The sequence below is a fragment of the Coprococcus sp. HCN-4056 genome, from assembly GCF_037892645.1.
In the GTDB taxonomy this organism is placed as follows: domain Bacteria; phylum Bacillota; class Clostridia; order Lachnospirales; family Lachnospiraceae; genus Coprococcus; species Coprococcus ammoniilyticus.
The window spans coordinates 534182-548587 of sequence record NZ_JBBKBL010000002.1 but is presented as its reverse complement, the minus strand read 5'-3'; the positions used below and the strand labels follow the sequence as shown (position 1 = coordinate 548587).

General features: G+C 36.6%; 23 protein-coding genes and 1 tRNA gene. All 24 read left to right on the top strand.

Features of this window, described 5'->3' with window-relative positions:
* The first annotated feature begins 39 nt into the window (after positions 1–39).
* Positions 40–294 (top strand): hypothetical protein, encoded by a 255-nt coding sequence (locus WKT03_RS05130; protein WP_340391058.1) that lies wholly within the window; start codon positions 40–42, stop codon positions 292–294.
* Positions 291–704 carry a hypothetical protein gene (locus tag WKT03_RS05125; RefSeq protein WP_340391057.1) on the top strand — a complete coding sequence of 138 codons (414 nt, stop codon included), beginning with the start codon at positions 291–293 and terminating at the stop codon, positions 702–704. Before WKT03_RS05130 ends, WKT03_RS05125 begins: the two co-directional genes overlap by 4 nt.
* A gap of 51 nt (positions 705–755) precedes the next feature.
* Entirely contained in the window at positions 756–911 is a 156-nt protein-coding gene (locus WKT03_RS05120) for a hypothetical protein (RefSeq protein ID WP_340391056.1), read from the top strand.
* A gap of 142 nt (positions 912–1053) precedes the next feature.
* Entirely contained in the window at positions 1054–1209 is a 156-nt protein-coding gene (locus WKT03_RS05115) for a hypothetical protein (protein WP_340391055.1), read from the top strand.
* Positions 1210–1522: 313 nt separating this feature from the next.
* Positions 1523–1593, top strand: a tRNA-OTHER gene (locus WKT03_RS05110).
* 66 nt (positions 1594–1659) lie between these two features.
* The gene (locus WKT03_RS05105) at positions 1660–1875 is read left to right on the top strand and encodes a hypothetical protein (protein ID WP_340391054.1); all 216 of its coding nucleotides are present in this window, start codon (positions 1660–1662) and stop codon (positions 1873–1875) included.
* Between the two features lie 48 nt (positions 1876–1923).
* Positions 1924–2361 carry a hypothetical protein gene (locus WKT03_RS05100; RefSeq protein WP_340391053.1) on the top strand — a complete coding sequence of 146 codons (438 nt, stop codon included), beginning with the start codon at positions 1924–1926 and terminating at the stop codon, positions 2359–2361.
* A 78-nt stretch (positions 2362–2439) separates the two neighbouring features.
* Positions 2440–2601, top strand: coding sequence for a hypothetical protein (locus tag WKT03_RS05095; protein ID WP_340391052.1), 162 nt, complete (start codon positions 2440–2442; stop codon positions 2599–2601).
* Entirely contained in the window at positions 2598–2960 is a 363-nt protein-coding gene (locus tag WKT03_RS05090) for a hypothetical protein (RefSeq protein WP_340391051.1), read from the top strand. Before WKT03_RS05095 ends, WKT03_RS05090 begins: the two co-directional genes overlap by 4 nt.
* A 57-nt stretch (positions 2961–3017) precedes the next feature.
* A complete protein-coding gene (locus WKT03_RS05085) occupies positions 3018–3266 on the top strand; it encodes a hypothetical protein (RefSeq protein ID WP_340391050.1) in 249 nt (82 codons plus the stop codon).
* A gap of 81 nt (positions 3267–3347) precedes the next feature.
* The gene (locus tag WKT03_RS05080) at positions 3348–3545 is read left to right on the top strand and encodes a hypothetical protein (RefSeq protein ID WP_340391049.1); all 198 of its coding nucleotides are present in this window, start codon (positions 3348–3350) and stop codon (positions 3543–3545) included.
* A 71-nt stretch (positions 3546–3616) separates the two neighbouring features.
* The gene (locus tag WKT03_RS05075; RefSeq protein WP_340391048.1) at positions 3617–3784 is read left to right on the top strand and encodes a hypothetical protein; all 168 of its coding nucleotides are present in this window, start codon (positions 3617–3619) and stop codon (positions 3782–3784) included.
* A gap of 67 nt (positions 3785–3851) precedes the next feature.
* Entirely contained in the window at positions 3852–4607 is a 756-nt protein-coding gene (locus WKT03_RS05070) for a DUF6353 family protein (protein WP_340391047.1), read from the top strand.
* Between the two features lie 47 nt (positions 4608–4654).
* On the top strand, positions 4655–4816 hold the full coding sequence (locus WKT03_RS05065) for a hypothetical protein (RefSeq protein WP_340391046.1): 162 nt from the start codon (positions 4655–4657) through the stop codon (positions 4814–4816).
* Positions 4817–4854: 38 nt separating this feature from the next.
* Positions 4855–5634, top strand: a complete 780-nt coding sequence (locus WKT03_RS05060; RefSeq protein ID WP_340391045.1) for a DUF6353 family protein — start codon at positions 4855–4857, stop codon at positions 5632–5634.
* 67 nt (positions 5635–5701) lie between these two features.
* Positions 5702–5998, top strand: coding sequence for a hypothetical protein (locus WKT03_RS05055; protein WP_340391044.1), 297 nt, complete (start codon positions 5702–5704; stop codon positions 5996–5998).
* Between the two features lie 75 nt (positions 5999–6073).
* Complete coding sequence (locus WKT03_RS05050; protein ID WP_340391043.1) at positions 6074–6685, top strand: hypothetical protein; 612 nt, start codon at positions 6074–6076, stop codon at positions 6683–6685.
* Between the two features lie 4 nt (positions 6686–6689).
* Positions 6690–6893, top strand: coding sequence for a hypothetical protein (locus WKT03_RS05045; protein ID WP_340391042.1), 204 nt, complete (start codon positions 6690–6692; stop codon positions 6891–6893).
* Positions 6894–6895: 2 nt separating this feature from the next.
* Positions 6896–7525, top strand: coding sequence for a hypothetical protein (locus WKT03_RS05040; protein WP_340391041.1), 630 nt, complete (start codon positions 6896–6898; stop codon positions 7523–7525).
* A gap of 9 nt (positions 7526–7534) precedes the next feature.
* Entirely contained in the window at positions 7535–7894 is a 360-nt protein-coding gene (locus WKT03_RS05035; RefSeq protein WP_340391040.1) for a hypothetical protein, read from the top strand.
* Positions 7895–7906: 12 nt separating this feature from the next.
* The gene (locus tag WKT03_RS05030) at positions 7907–8842 is read left to right on the top strand and encodes a DUF6353 family protein (protein WP_340391039.1); all 936 of its coding nucleotides are present in this window, start codon (positions 7907–7909) and stop codon (positions 8840–8842) included.
* 118 nt (positions 8843–8960) lie between these two features.
* Entirely contained in the window at positions 8961–9626 is a 666-nt protein-coding gene (locus WKT03_RS05025; RefSeq protein WP_340391038.1) for a helix-turn-helix transcriptional regulator, read from the top strand.
* Between the two features lie 9 nt (positions 9627–9635).
* Positions 9636–10175, top strand: coding sequence for a hypothetical protein (locus tag WKT03_RS05020; protein WP_340391037.1), 540 nt, complete (start codon positions 9636–9638; stop codon positions 10173–10175).
* 14 nt (positions 10176–10189) lie between these two features.
* Positions 10190–14395: a DUF5906 domain-containing protein gene (locus WKT03_RS05015; protein WP_340391036.1), complete on the top strand. Its 4206-nt coding sequence runs from the start codon at positions 10190–10192 to the stop codon at positions 14393–14395.
* The last annotated feature ends 11 nt before the right edge of the window (positions 14396–14406 follow it).

Below are 14406 nucleotides of genomic sequence, written 5' to 3'. Positions count from 1 at the left end.
CATTATCCTAGAATGGTTATTGCTAGGAGGTGATAGCGAATGAGCGAAGTTATATTTGCAGAAGGTTCGGTTCCAGTAGCTGTAGCAGCTAAAGTATATGGCAAAGATGCTAATTGGGTACGAACCGGTATTGTATGTGGATGGCTACCTATTGGACGAGCCACTAGAAATGGTGCTATGGTGACAAAATTGGAAGAAATGGATTCAAGATACGGGCGTATCAATTTTTATATTTCACCAAAGAAACTATGGGAAGATACGGGCTATGTCTGGAAAGGAGAACGGAAGATATGAGTACAGTAATAAGACCTGAACTATCAAAAAAGAATGAGTATTGGTTGGAAAAACACCGGTATTATGAATTGAAGCATTTTTGCCTACAATATCCGATATGGAATCAAGAGTATACATCCTTGAATGGGTTTTCTTCGGCACCTGGGAAACTCCTTACAAAGCCAACCGGATATGGAGATCCAACCTTCGATGTTGCAGAAAAAAGAATGTATTATTCAGTTCGTATGGATATGATTAAAGATGCCGTATATGAAGCAGATCCCGACTTGGGTATTTATATTTTCAAAGGAATAACAGAAGGGCTATCCTATGAAACGCTTAAAGCTAGGTTAGAAATTCCGTGTTCTAAAGATACATACTACAACCGGTATAGGAAGTTCTTTTATCTACTTGATAAGTCGCGAAAATAACAGCTCCTGTAATGAAAACAATAAACTTATATTTTTAAGGAGGATGTTATTATGAGTAAAAAGAAAGATGCTAAACTGAAGGATAAAATTAAACGACTCGAGGCTGAGGTTAATATTCAGAAAGAGTTGATTGATGTTATGACAGATGCTTTAGCACTCGCAATTATCAAAGTAGATAAACTTGAAAAAGAAGTTTATAGTAAGTAAATGGGAAGGAGTCCTAATCACGGACTCTTTCTTATTTTTTCGCTAATTTTGCAGTGACTATTATGAAAGGATGATTTATAATATGTTATACTATCGTCCTTATCTTAATAGAAAGGGCTTGTCAGAAAAGGAGGCAAGTAACATGGAAGATAACATGAAAGAATTTATTGCATTCAGTAGAAAATTATTGAGAGATCTGAAAGAAATCAGAGAGCTTTTGAACAATGGCGATGAGAAAAGTGCATTGGTTAAGCTTAATAATTTGATTGATGATACTCAGAAAGATATTGAAGCATAAAGGGTTATCGGGAGGACTTGTAATTTTGATTACAGGCCCTTTCGTTTTTTCGCGTATCTTACAGCTCCTGTATTGAAAGGAGTGAGTTATTATGCGAAAAACAAAAATAATTTTATGGATTTTAAGTGTTTTGGTGTTGTTTATTAACATTCATTCATGTAATGGTGAAACATTATCGTGGGGTTTATGGGCACAGACGATATTGATGCCTGGAATCATATTTATATTATTTGTGTATGCAAATTTCACAGACGAGGGAGAGTCCTAACTAAGGGCTCTCTTATTTTTTCGCGCAATTTACAATTTGTATTATGAGAGAATAGTTTAATGGTAAAACACTGGATGTATATTCAGGGATATCGGTTCGAATCCGGTTCTCTTTTATTTTTCCGTACTCAGGTGACGGCAAAAACATTTATATTTATACAATAGCGAAAGGAGGATAAATATATGCTTTGGATCGGTTTAATGATTGGAGCAATAATTGGTAGTACGACTACCTGTGCGGTTCATCATTATAAAACCACATATGGTAAATTTATGCTTGTTCCGGTGGATGAAATCGAAGAACCGGGAGAGTATACGATCACAGTTCGAATTCCACAAAACGCCAATCTGCTTGATAAAAAGCGAATCATATTAGAGCGAAGCAATTCGCAGGATTAACATACCGTTTAATGGAACATGTAAAAATTATATTTTTAGGAGGTAAACATGGAGAAAGACAAATTAATTAAAACATTTGATGAAGAGATTAGTAGCGGCATTAGCGCTATACAGAATGTGGAGATTAATACTGATGCGTACGGAAAAGCGGTAGACAATATTGCAGTACTTACCGAGAAAACCATTAAACTCAAAGAGCTTGAGGTAAAGCAGATGCAGCTTGAGATGGAAAAAAGTCGGCATGATGAAGAACTTAGAATCGAAAGAATGCGGGCAGAAGCAGAAATCGATAAGCAGCAGGCAGAGACTAAAAGTAGAAAATGGGATAAATGGATTGATCGCGGTATAAAGATACTGGAAATTGGCGTGCCAGTGGTAACCGTAATCTGGGGTACACATTACACATTTAAGTATGAGAGTGAAGGATATATGCCTACGACTCTTCTTGGCAAAGGATTTGTAAATAAGTTATTACCTAAGAAGTAAAAACATGAAAACATGATCGAGTGAAGACTCAGTGTAGAAATACATTGGGTCTTTATTTTTTGAAAGGAGAAAATAAAAATGGATGAAAATAATAAAATTGAAGAATTAGAGAAGAGAATTAATGATCTTGCGAGATTATACATACAGATGGCTGACAACCAGTTGCTGCTTTCGTCAACAATAAAGGAATTACTTGGCATAAAATCACCGAGTAATAAGAAATCTCGGAGGCATTCATGATGCGATATCATTTCGAAAAGCCTCGAAAATATACATCCATGTATGGCGAAACATACAGATGTGACCATCCGGTATATTCGCAATGTACTTTATATAAGATTGGTCGTGCAGGTTTAGCTGTGATACAGCAAAGATATGATCCGGTTACGAAGAAAACATGGTGGACTGAAATAGATCCATGGCTTACAGATGTATTATATTTACATCCTGGATTTAAAGAGTTTTTTGACAGTAAATCAGGTGAGGTATCAGGCGGTTTATATCCGACTGTAACTATTCGTCAAATAATGTGGGCATTAAAAATGAAACCTATACCTAAAGAGCGTTGGGAGACATGCTTTGACCGATCTAACATTTGAATTATCGCGTGAAATGCAATTCATTTAATGAAGAAAAAGCAAAGGAGGCTATTTACTATGAAAAAAGTGGCAAAAAATTGTATTATTGGAGCAATTATTTATGGAGCATGTCAATTATTCTATGACATGGGGAAAGGTTATATGCTTGGCGTAATGGCAAAGTATAACGACGAATATAGCCCAGTTGAAGTAATTGACCTTTGTAGTAATAATGATGGTAAGCATAAATTGCGAACGAAATTTATAGCGGAAATGGCTGAAGGAACTGTAGAAACTATTAATAAACAGTATGAGGAGGAGCCTTAGGGCTCTTCTTTTTGTTTTATCGCGTGAAATACATACCACTTTATGAGAAATTAATGTTTATATTTTTAAGGAGGTATTAGTATGAAAAAATTTATAAAGGATTATATTGAACTGCGGAAAGCGGGTAACGAATTTTACAAAAAGCATTGGTTTGGATGTATTATCTATACAATGTTATGTTTTGTAATTATATTTTCACAGCCTATATATTCAATAATTAAAGACAAAATATCAGAGCATAAGAACAAAAACATTGATACTTCAGAGGAGGAGCCTTAGGGCTCTTCTTTTTGTTTTATCGCGTGAAATGCAATTCATTTAATGAAGAAAAAGCAAAGGAGCGTGATGAAATGATATTATTAACAATTATATTACTGACAATACTGATCCTTACAGCAGTTGTAATTGTAGCTGTCTCAGTTGGAGGTAGTGCATTTATACTGATATTTGGAGATGTGATTGTATGTATAGGGTTCTTAATATTGCTTGGCAGATGGCTTATTAAAAGAAGAAAATAAAAGCAAAAAGGCGGATTCATTATGGATTCGTCTTTTATTTTTTATTAATAAAAATTAAGGAGGAACCATGAAAGGAATTATACCAACCATAGGAGCATTTGCAAAGAAACACTCATCAACAATTATCGCATCGATTAGTATTATAGGTGTTGTGGCAACTGGTATCAGTGCAATACATGATACACCTAAAGCTTTACGATTGATCGATGATGCAAATGAAAAAAATGACAAACCGATGACTAAGCTTCAGATGGCTAAAACTGCTACACCAGCTTATATACCTACAATTATTACAGGATCATTAACCATAGCATCTATTGTGGTATCTTGCGTGGTCAACGAGAAACGACAGACTTCATTATCTGCGGCATGTTCGTTAGTAACAGAATCATTTAACGAATATCGATCAAAACTTATTGATATTTACGGTAGTGATGCAGACAAAGAAGTTAGAGATGCCGTAGCAAGGGAGCATTGCACCTATCATGCGATTGATTTTGATCAGCCGGATAAAAAGATACTTTTTTATGAACCAATATCCCATCAGACATTCCGAGCATACGAACGTACTGTAATGGATGCAGAATACCATCTTAACCGGAATTATGTTTTGGGTGGTTTTATATCGATCAATGAATATCTGGATTTTCTCGGATTAAAAGAGATTCCTGACGGGGATAATGCAGGATGGTCTATTGATTCTGGAGCATACTGGCTTGATTTTGAGCATACAAAAATGAAACGTACTCATAACGGGGAACCAATGTATGCAATAAATTGTATTTTTGAACCTGACGAAGATTGGCTTTGCGGATGGCAGTAAATTCGCAAAAAACACAAAGGCTATAATGAGAAAGGAGGACAAATGCTATGAATTCAAAAGTATTAAAGATCATCGGAATAGTAGCATCAGGTGTAGGCTTATTAGTAACACTCACGAAAGATTGGGTTGACGAGCGGACATTGGATGCAAAAATCGATGAAAAATTGAATGCAAGAAGCATTAATCAAGATGATGAAGAGGAGTCTTAGGGCTCTTCTTTTTATTTTTCACAAGGAGGAATAAGAAAATGAAGAAAAACTTCATAACAACATTTGCAAAAGGTGCAAAGAAGGTATTTGTAAAAAAAGCCCCTGCAATACTGACCGGTATTGGGGTAGCAGGAGGATTTGCTGCAACTATTTCGGCGGTAAAGGCAACCCCAAAGGCATTGCGATTGATTGAAGAAGCTGAGAAAGAAAAAGGTGACAAATTAACACCTGTTGAAGTTGTAAAAACAGCATGGAAGCCGTATCTTCCTGCGGCAGTTACTACAATTATGTCAGCTGCATGTATTATTGGTGCAAGTACGGTAAGTGCAAAACGTAATGCAGCACTTGCAACTGCATATTCCATATCGGAAACGGCACTTAGAGAGTATAAGGATAAAGTAGTCGAAGTTGTCGGCGAAGAAAAGACAAAAGAAATACAGGATGCTATCAGCAAAGACCGTATAGCTAAGCATCCTGTAGAAAAAAGCAACGTGATCGTTACGAATAACTCCGATCAGCTTTGTCTTGATTCTATATCAAATCAGTATTTTATGTCAACAATGCAGAAAATTGAAGATGCAAAAAATAACTTCAATTGTCTGCTCACCAACTACAATTATGCGTCGTTAAATGAATGGTACGACCAACTTGGAATCGCAGAATCTAAACAGATTGGCGACACTCTCGGTTGGGATATTAGCAGAGATGGTTTACTTGGATTAAGTTTCTCGTCCCAGATATCTGACGATGGGCGATCTTGTATTGTGATCGATTACAATGTCGGACCAAGCTACGACTTTGATAGATTTGGCAGGTAAATCGCGTAAAAAACAATTTCTATAATGAAAACATATAAAAATAAATAATCTCAAGGAGGATATTATTATGGAAGAAAACAACAATGTAGAATTAACAGAGGTAAATGAAGAGAAAGTAACGGATGTTTCTACAGTAACGGAGAATGAAGTTGATTCTTATGAAGATGACGAGGAAGGTGGATCAACAGCCTTAGGATTTGCTATCGGCATAGCCGTAGCAGCAGTAGGCGTTGGAACAGCGAAACTTGTTAAATGGATTAAGAAAAAGAAGAATTCAAAGAAAGCTGAAGAAGTTGATGCAACTGACGATGCAGACTTTGTTGATTCTGAAGTGATTGAACCTGAAAAAGAATCAGAGAAGTAATTTATATTTATGTAACAGCAAGAGAGATGTCTTACACAAGGCATTTCTCTTTTTGTTTTGTTAGGAGGATTAGTTATGAAGATAAACACAGAAACCATTAAAGAAATTGGAAAAGCATTTATGGTTATCGGTGCTTCGTTGTTTTCGTGTGGTGTCGGCACTTATTGGGTGGGATGCCACATTGAAAAGAAAGAAACAAAACTTACACATGACGCTGAAATGTATGAAATCAATAAAGAGCATGTTAAGGAAGAAAATGATCTTAAAAAATCAGCATTAGAAGCTGCTGTAGAAAAGGATCGGATATATGCTGAACGGCTGAAAAATATGGATTCTACAGAATTTGCGAAGTTTCATGCCGAGAGAATAGCCAAAGCCAATCAGGACGTTCTTGCTCAAGCGAACGAGATCAAAAATAAAGCTGAGTCTGACATTGCTATGGCAAATATGGAATGCACTAACACGGTCACTGAGATACGAAAAGATTGTCTTGAAAAAATAAAAGAGGCAAATGCGGAACGCGATGAAGCACTCAAGAAATACAATGCAATTAATACGTTATTTACGAATAAAGACGCAATTTTAAAGGCAGAAGAATACTTGAAAAAAGCTGTAGAAAAGAACGAGCGCGCAAAAAACGACAAAGAAGATTTGCTGGAGGGCATTAAAAGTTTATTGGAGGATTAAGCCTATGATGAATAAATACTCATACAATGGACCGGTTATGGAATTTGATCGGTGTATTGCTAATAAATGGCGAGGTGAGACGATGGCTGTTTCAGAGAAAAAGGCAAAGAGTAACCTTGTGTATCAGTTTAAAAAGAAAAATAACCGAACAGCTGCAACCCGGATCAGTTTACCAGGGAATGTTGAGCTTGTCGAGATTGGAGCGTAAAGATGAATGAACAGTACACACCTAATTCTCATAAATATAAAGCGGAATTAGAGAAAAAAAAAGCAGAACCGGATGTTACAAAAAGAGAGCATAAAAAAGTAATATCTGGTACAGCTAAAACTAAAAAAAGTGGGCCTATCGGACGGTTTTGTAAGAAATTTCTGAATGAAGACGCTAGAGACATTAAATCGTATGCCATTAACGATGTAATACGTCCATATATTAAGGATGCTATATGGAACATAATTACAAATGGTTTGGACATGGCACTTTATGGTGAAAGTCGACATCAGAAAAAAGCATCCAGCTACATTTCTTACAAATCATATGGCAGCGGTTCCGCGTCTCATAGATCTGAGAAGAGATCGGAAGAAAAATCTAAACCATCAATTTTTTCATATGATGAGATTATTCTCGAAACCAGAGGGGATGCAGACGCTTTACTTGAGGCTATGTGTGATATTTTGGAAGAATATCATCAGGTTCGAGTGTTTGACATGTATGACCTTGTGGAAATGTCGTGTGATTACACAGCTATGGAATATGGTTGGACAGATCTTAGAACCGCGGAAGTCGTTCGAGTAAATGGTGGATATATATTAAATCTACCAAAGGCTAGATTACTTAATTAGGAGGACAGTATGAATATTAACGACTTAGGTACTGGCGAGACTATTTTAAAGCATGACTACAGTACTGCATTTGATAAAATTCGAAAGAATTTAATAGTTCAAAGCTACTATAAATATGGACGTGCCGGTGCAAATTTTGCTACCGGTAACGTAGACGCCATAGGAAGTCTTGAAAAATGTCTTGCAAAATTCAAGGAAACCGGTAATTTGGAATATTTGGCAGACGTTGCAAACTACGCAATGTTCAGATATATGTACCCGCAGAAAGGTGAATATTTCAAATATACTGATTCAGGAGAATCGGCAGGCATTGTTGGTTTATCAGAAACACAGATTAAAGCATTAAAAGATATGGATATGTATTATTAAGGAGATAAAAACATGAAAAAAGATATTATTAAAACAGCATCAAGAGCTGTACATAAATTTGGATTCAAATGTAAAAAACACAGTCCGGAATTATTACTTATAATGGGTATTACCGCAGGCGTTGTTGGAACGGTAGCGGCATGCAAGGCTACAACAAAGGCGGAAAGCATTATTGCTGATTCCAAAGAAAGAATGACTATAATCAAGGATGAATTTGAGAAAGCACAGAATGATTCTGATATTGATTATTCAGAAGATGATATGAAGAAAGATAAGTATATCGTATTTGTACAGACGGGTGTGCAGATTGCTAAGGCATATGCGCTGCCAATTGCCTTAGGCACTATATCTATTACAAGTATTCTTGCTTCTCATAACATTATTCGAAAACGAAATGCTGCTTTGGCATCGGCATATACGTTGATTGATCGATCATTTAAAGACTATCGCGGAAGAGTTGTTGATCGTTTTGGTGAGCAGGTAGATAGAGAACTTCGATATGATATCAAAGCAGTCGAAGTCGAAAAAACAGCAGTCAATTCAAAAGGCAAAGAAGTTAAAGTAAAAGATACAGAAAAAGTTGTTGACCCTAATAAGCTCACTGACTATGCTCGGATATTTTATTCAGGAAATCCGGGATATGACGATGACGATCCGCAGTACACTTTAATGCACTTGAGGAGTATTCAGAATATGATGAACGATCGTTTAAAAGCTCATGGGCATGTATTTTTGAACGAAGCCTATACTGCACTGGGATTTCAGCCAACAAAAGAGGGACAGATAGTTGGTTGGGTTTACGATGAAAAGAATCCAGTTGGAGACAATTTTATTGACTTTGGTATCTATGACCTCAATAACATCGCAAATTGTAGGTTCCTTGATGGCATTGAGAAGGGACTATTACTGGATTTCAATGTGGACGGCCCAATTCTGGATATGATTTGAAATTGTGGGCTCGATAGTTACGGGTCTGGAAATTTGGAACAAGATATTTATGATTATCCGCAGTTACAGAAATATGCTGAGAACTGGGGATCTTTTTTATTATGAAAGGAGTTTATAAATGAAAAATAGAACAGCTATATTTATGTTAGGAATGGCAGTGGGCTCAGTAATAACTTTTCTTGGTGTCAGAAAATACTACAAGGAGTTGGCGGATGAAGAAATTCAGTCAGTGAAAGATGCTTTAAAAAAAAAAGTAGATGCTGAAGCTGAAAAAGAAACTGATAAAAAGAACTATGAAGTTTTATGTGATGATCTTGGTTATACAGGATATCCTACACCGGAACAGTCAAAAGAACTGCATACAATGCTCGTCGAGAATATCGAATTGCTAAAATCTGATGGGCTAAATAATTTTGAAATCGGACAGAAACTTGGAATCGGGGAGGCTACAGTCAGAGCGTTGCTTAATTCCAGTAATGAGAAATTATCCGATGCAGAAGAGGATGAAGACGAAGAGTACGCAACCAAAGATCGTCCATATGTTATAAGCAGAGAAGAATTTGGACAGCGACCAGAATACGACAAGGTTTATCTGGACTTCTACAGCGATTCTATTCTGACAAATGAATATGATGAGATCTTGGAAAACGTTGATGAGGTTCTCGGTAATGATTGGCAGGATCATATTGGTGATGAAGAAGAGGGCTTCGTATGCGTTCGTAATGATCAGAAAGAAACCGATTATGAAATTTGCCAGACCAACCAGTTCTACAATCAGCAGTAAGGAGGTATCATGATAGATAATGATATCAGAAATGAATACTTTGAATGGTTGCTTGATATCGTTTGCGAAGATTATGAGAACAAAAGATCATACCGTAAACTTTTGATGGAGTTACATTCAAGGCAGTTCATACCAATAATGCAAAGAGATGAAAATAGAGCTGGTGACGGTATTTCATTAAGAAGACGTTTTACTTTAGAACGAGGCTATGACGATATTCTTCCGGAATTTATGGCGTTGCCGTGTAGCATTTTGGAAATGATGATCGGATTGGCAACTCGTTGTGAAGAGAATATTATGGACAATCCTGAAATTGGTGATCGACGAGGATATTGGTTCTGGTCCATGGTGGCAAGCCTTGGACTGGGGTCAATGTCTGACTCCAGATATAATCGACAGAAAGTATCTGACATCTTAAACCGTTTTATTTATAGAAAATATGAACCAAACGGAAAAGGCGGATTATTTACAATTTTAAATTGCCCAGAAGATCTTCGAAATGTAGAAATATGGGTTCAGCTTTGTTGGTATCTCGACAATATACGCTAAAGGAGATATAGAATATGCTTGATTTTTTGATGATAGCTACACGATCTCCTAAGCGAGGGATTGTAGAGATATATCCAAAATTCATCATAAAGAAAAGCGATGATCTAATGATTCGAGGTGGAGATTTCTACGCCATATGGGATGATACCAGACAATTGTGGTCGACAGATGAACAAGATGCTACTAGATTAATCGATAATGAGTTGCGAAAATTTGCAGAGGAAAATAAAGCAAATTATTCTGATTCAGTAAAAGTCTTATATATGTGGGATGCTGAGACCGGAATGATTGATCGATGGCATAAGTATTGTCAGAAGCAATTGCGCGATTCATTTCATATGTTGGATGAGAAATTGATATTTTCGAATACTGAGACCAACAAAAAAGATTATGCTAGCAAACGATTATCATATCCATTAGAGCCTTGTGATATTTCAGCGTATGATAAGTTGATGTCTACTTTATATTCCGAAGAAGAACGACAGAAGATAGAATGGGCTATTGGTGCAATTATAACAGGTGATTCTGTTCATATACAGAAATTCATGGTGTTATATGGTGCCGCCGGAACAGGTAAATCGACAGTGTTGGATATCATCATGCAATTGTTCGAAGGATATTATTCAGTATTTGATGCAAAAGCATTGGGTTCTGCTACAAATTCATTTGCTCTGGAAGCGTTTAAAACAAATCCATTGGTTGCTATACAGCATGATGGCGATCTATCAAAAATTGAAGATAATACCAGAATCAACAGTTTGGTATCTCATGAGCTAATGACTGTTAATGAGAAATTCAAAAGCACTTATTCCAACAGGTTTAAGTGCTTTTTATTTATGGGTACAAATAAGCCTGTAAAGATTACTGATGGTAAGTCTGGTCTTATTCGAAGATTGATTGATGTGTCACCATCCGGCAATAAACTGAGCCCAACCGAATATAAGACCACAACAAATGCGGTGAAGTTTGAGCTTGGTGGTATCGCATGCCATTGTCGGGATGTCTATTTGGCCGATCCAGACAGATACGATAATTATATTCCGGTGAATATGTTGGGTGCATCTAACGATTTCTACAACTTTGTAATGGATTCTTATCATGTTTTCAAGAAAAATAATGGAGTTACATTAAAAGTTGCTTGGGAAATGTATCAGACATACTGTGACGAGGCTAGGGTTCCGTATCCGCAATCAAGACGAAGTTTCAAAGAGGAATTGAAAAATTATTTTTGGAATTACAGTGACCGGGTGGCACTTGAGGATGGATCTCGTGTGAGGAGTTACTACGAAGGATTTCGGACTGATATTTTTGAAAAAAGTAACCCATCTGAAGAAATCGGTGCTCAGTTAGAAACATGGATTGAATTCAAACGCCAACATAGTTTGCTTGATGATGCTTTGAGTGAATATCCGGCGCAATACGCATCCGATGCAGGTATTCCACAATGTAAATGGAGCATGTGTAAGACGACTCTGAAAGATATCGATACTGCAAAGCTTCATTTCACAAAGGTTCCGGAAAATCATATCGTAATTGATTTTGATATTAAAGGATCTGATGGAAATAAATCATTCGAAAAGAATCTCGAAGCAGCGAGTAAATGGCCTGCAACATATGCGGAGTTAAGTAAAAGTGGTGCTGGCATACATTTACATTACATTTATACAGGAGGAGATGTAAGTAAATTAAGTCGTATTTACGATGAAAATATAGAAATAAAGGTATTCACGGGTGACAGTTCGCTTAGGCGAAAAGTTACTTTATGTAATAACCTGCCTATGGCAAATATAAGCTCGGGTCTACCGCTGAAAGGAGACACGAAATTGCTTAATAAGGAGGTTATTAAGAGTGAAAAAGGGCTTAGAACGATGATTCATCGCAATATGATGAAGGAAATTCATCCGGGAACTAAGCCTAGTATGGATTTCATATATAAAATACTTGAAGATGCTTATACAAGCGGACTTAAGTATGATGTAAGTGATCTATACAATGATATTGTGGCATTTGCGGCTAATAGTACAAATCAGGCAGATTATTGCTTGAAGCTCATTGATAAGATGCATTTTAAGTCTGATGAACCATCAGAAAGTATTGATAGTAAATCGGATAAATTGATATTTTATGATTGTGAGGTATTTCCAAACTTATTCATAGTCAATTGGAAACTAAGAGGTAAGGAAAATCCTGTAATTCGGATGATAAACCCAACATCAAGCCAGATTGAGGAATTGATTGGATACAAACTGATAGGCTTTAACTGCCGAAAATATGATAATCATATGCTATACGCAAGAATGATGGGTTATTCGAACGAAGAATTGTTTAAATTATCTCAGAAAATAATTGTAGAAAAAGATAAAAATGCATTTTTTGGAGAGGCGTACAACTTATCATACACTGATATTTATGATTTCGCTTCTGCCGGAAACAAAAAAAGTCTTAAGAAGCTTGAAATTGAGATGAGTAATCTTACTCCAGATGATCTTAGACATAAAGGATTTTCTGACGATGAGATAGCTTTAATTAAAGCTGGAAGTCATCATCAGGAGCTTGGATTGCCATGGGATAAGCCTGTACCAGAAAATTTGTGGGTAAAAGTTGCAGAATATTGTGATAATGATGTTATTGCAACAGAAGCAGCTTTTGATTATCTGGTTGCAGACTGGACTGCAAGGCAAATTTTGGCTGATCTGGCCGGTATGACAGTGAACGATTCTACCAATAGTCTTACAACGAGAATTATATTTGGTAAGAATAAGAAACCTCAGAATGAATTCAATTATCGAGATTTGTCTAAGCCGGTATATGATCTTGATAAGGATGTTGAAAACTTCTTAAAGGAAGCATGCCCGGTAATGATGAGTCAACCGTTTAACTCACCAGCAGATGAAGACATAGATCTTCCATTCGAGACCAACTCAAAGTTACCATATTTTCCGGGATATAAATTTGAATTCGGAAAATCAACCTATCGAGGTGTTGAAGTCGGTGAGGGCGGATTAGCTGAGGGAGTTCCCGGAATCTATTATATGTGTGCTCTTCTGGATATTTCATCGATGCATCCACATAGTACTATCGCAGAGTGCTTATTTGGTGTGAGGTACACGACTGCGTATAGAGATATTGTAGAAGGACGTGTAAGCATTAAACATGAAGCGTGGAATGAAGTTAATAATATGCTTGATGGTAAACTCACTCCGTATATTCAGAAAGTAATTAATGGCGAGATGGAAGCAGGCGATCTTGCTAATGCTTTGAAGACAGCTATTAATTCCGTATATGGACTTACTTCAGCCAAGTTTGATAATCCATTTAGAGATCCAAGAAATAAAGATAATATCGTTGCAAAACGTGGAGCTTTATTTATGGTCGATCTAAAAAATGAAGTTCTTAAACGAGGATTCAAAGTTGCTCATATAAAGACAGATTCAATAAAAATTCCAAATGCAACACCAGAAATCATTCAGTTTGTTATGGACTTTGGTCAGATGTACGGATATACATTTGAACATGAGGCTACATATGAACGTATGTGCCTTGTAAATGATGCTGTATATATTGCAAAATATGCGGATGAAGAGACGTGTATGAAGCAGTATGGGTATGTTCCAGGAGATAATCGAAAACACCCTGGAGAATGGACTGCTACAGGAACTCAGTTTGCAGTGCCTTATGTATTTAAGACACTGTTTACTCATGAGCCGCTGGAATTTAAAGATATGTGCGAGACATTCTCGGTATCCAAAGGAGATTTATATTTGGATATGAACGAGGATCTTCCAGACGTTTCGGCTTATGAGAAGCAGATGGATAAACTGGAGACTGATTACAAAAAAGGCAGAATCTCAGATACATTATTCGAACCAGAATCCATGAAACTTAAGGAAGAGATTGAGAAAGGGCATGCTTTACACTATGTGGGTCGTGTTGGTCAATTCACTCCGGTCAAACCTGGCATAAATGGTGGAGTTTTATATCGTGTAAACGAAGGCAAAAACTATGCAGCAACTGGGTCAAAAGGATATCGGTGGATGGAATCTGAGATGGTGAAGACTCTTGAACTTGAAGATAGTATTGATAGAACATTTTATAACAAATTAGTGGATGACGCTGTTGATACTATATCCAAGTATGGAAACTTCGATATGTTTGTTTCCGGTGGCGTGGATTTTATATCAGTGCCGGAAAATGCTCCGGAGGAAATGCCATTCGCGTAAGCAACAGACAA

Coding starts and splice junctions, on each gene's coding strand:
- WKT03_RS05045 (WP_340391042.1), top strand. CDS start 6,690: ATGATGAATAAATACTCATACAATGGACCGGTTATGGAATTTGATCGG.
- WKT03_RS05030 (WP_340391039.1), top strand. CDS start 7,907: ATGAAAAAAGATATTATTAAAACAGCATCAAGAGCTGTACATAAATTT.
- WKT03_RS05055 (WP_340391044.1), top strand. CDS start 5,702: ATGGAAGAAAACAACAATGTAGAATTAACAGAGGTAAATGAAGAGAAA.
- WKT03_RS05075 (WP_340391048.1), top strand. CDS start 3,617: ATGATATTATTAACAATTATATTACTGACAATACTGATCCTTACAGCA.
- WKT03_RS05130 (WP_340391058.1), top strand. CDS start 40: ATGAGCGAAGTTATATTTGCAGAAGGTTCGGTTCCAGTAGCTGTAGCA.
- WKT03_RS05080 (WP_340391049.1), top strand. CDS start 3,348: ATGAAAAAATTTATAAAGGATTATATTGAACTGCGGAAAGCGGGTAAC.
- WKT03_RS05040 (WP_340391041.1), top strand. CDS start 6,896: ATGAATGAACAGTACACACCTAATTCTCATAAATATAAAGCGGAATTA.
- WKT03_RS05015 (WP_340391036.1), top strand. CDS start 10,190: ATGCTTGATTTTTTGATGATAGCTACACGATCTCCTAAGCGAGGGATT.
- WKT03_RS05025 (WP_340391038.1), top strand. CDS start 8,961: ATGAAAAATAGAACAGCTATATTTATGTTAGGAATGGCAGTGGGCTCA.
- WKT03_RS05095 (WP_340391052.1), top strand. CDS start 2,440: ATGGATGAAAATAATAAAATTGAAGAATTAGAGAAGAGAATTAATGAT.
- WKT03_RS05065 (WP_340391046.1), top strand. CDS start 4,655: ATGAATTCAAAAGTATTAAAGATCATCGGAATAGTAGCATCAGGTGTA.
- WKT03_RS05085 (WP_340391050.1), top strand. CDS start 3,018: ATGAAAAAAGTGGCAAAAAATTGTATTATTGGAGCAATTATTTATGGA.
- WKT03_RS05035 (WP_340391040.1), top strand. CDS start 7,535: ATGAATATTAACGACTTAGGTACTGGCGAGACTATTTTAAAGCATGAC.
- WKT03_RS05050 (WP_340391043.1), top strand. CDS start 6,074: ATGAAGATAAACACAGAAACCATTAAAGAAATTGGAAAAGCATTTATG.
- WKT03_RS05100 (WP_340391053.1), top strand. CDS start 1,924: ATGGAGAAAGACAAATTAATTAAAACATTTGATGAAGAGATTAGTAGC.
- WKT03_RS05105 (WP_340391054.1), top strand. CDS start 1,660: ATGCTTTGGATCGGTTTAATGATTGGAGCAATAATTGGTAGTACGACT.
- WKT03_RS05070 (WP_340391047.1), top strand. CDS start 3,852: ATGAAAGGAATTATACCAACCATAGGAGCATTTGCAAAGAAACACTCA.
- WKT03_RS05060 (WP_340391045.1), top strand. CDS start 4,855: ATGAAGAAAAACTTCATAACAACATTTGCAAAAGGTGCAAAGAAGGTA.
- WKT03_RS05020 (WP_340391037.1), top strand. CDS start 9,636: ATGATAGATAATGATATCAGAAATGAATACTTTGAATGGTTGCTTGAT.
- WKT03_RS05120 (WP_340391056.1), top strand. CDS start 756: ATGAGTAAAAAGAAAGATGCTAAACTGAAGGATAAAATTAAACGACTC.
- WKT03_RS05090 (WP_340391051.1), top strand. CDS start 2,598: ATGATGCGATATCATTTCGAAAAGCCTCGAAAATATACATCCATGTAT.
- WKT03_RS05125 (WP_340391057.1), top strand. CDS start 291: ATGAGTACAGTAATAAGACCTGAACTATCAAAAAAGAATGAGTATTGG.
- WKT03_RS05115 (WP_340391055.1), top strand. CDS start 1,054: ATGGAAGATAACATGAAAGAATTTATTGCATTCAGTAGAAAATTATTG.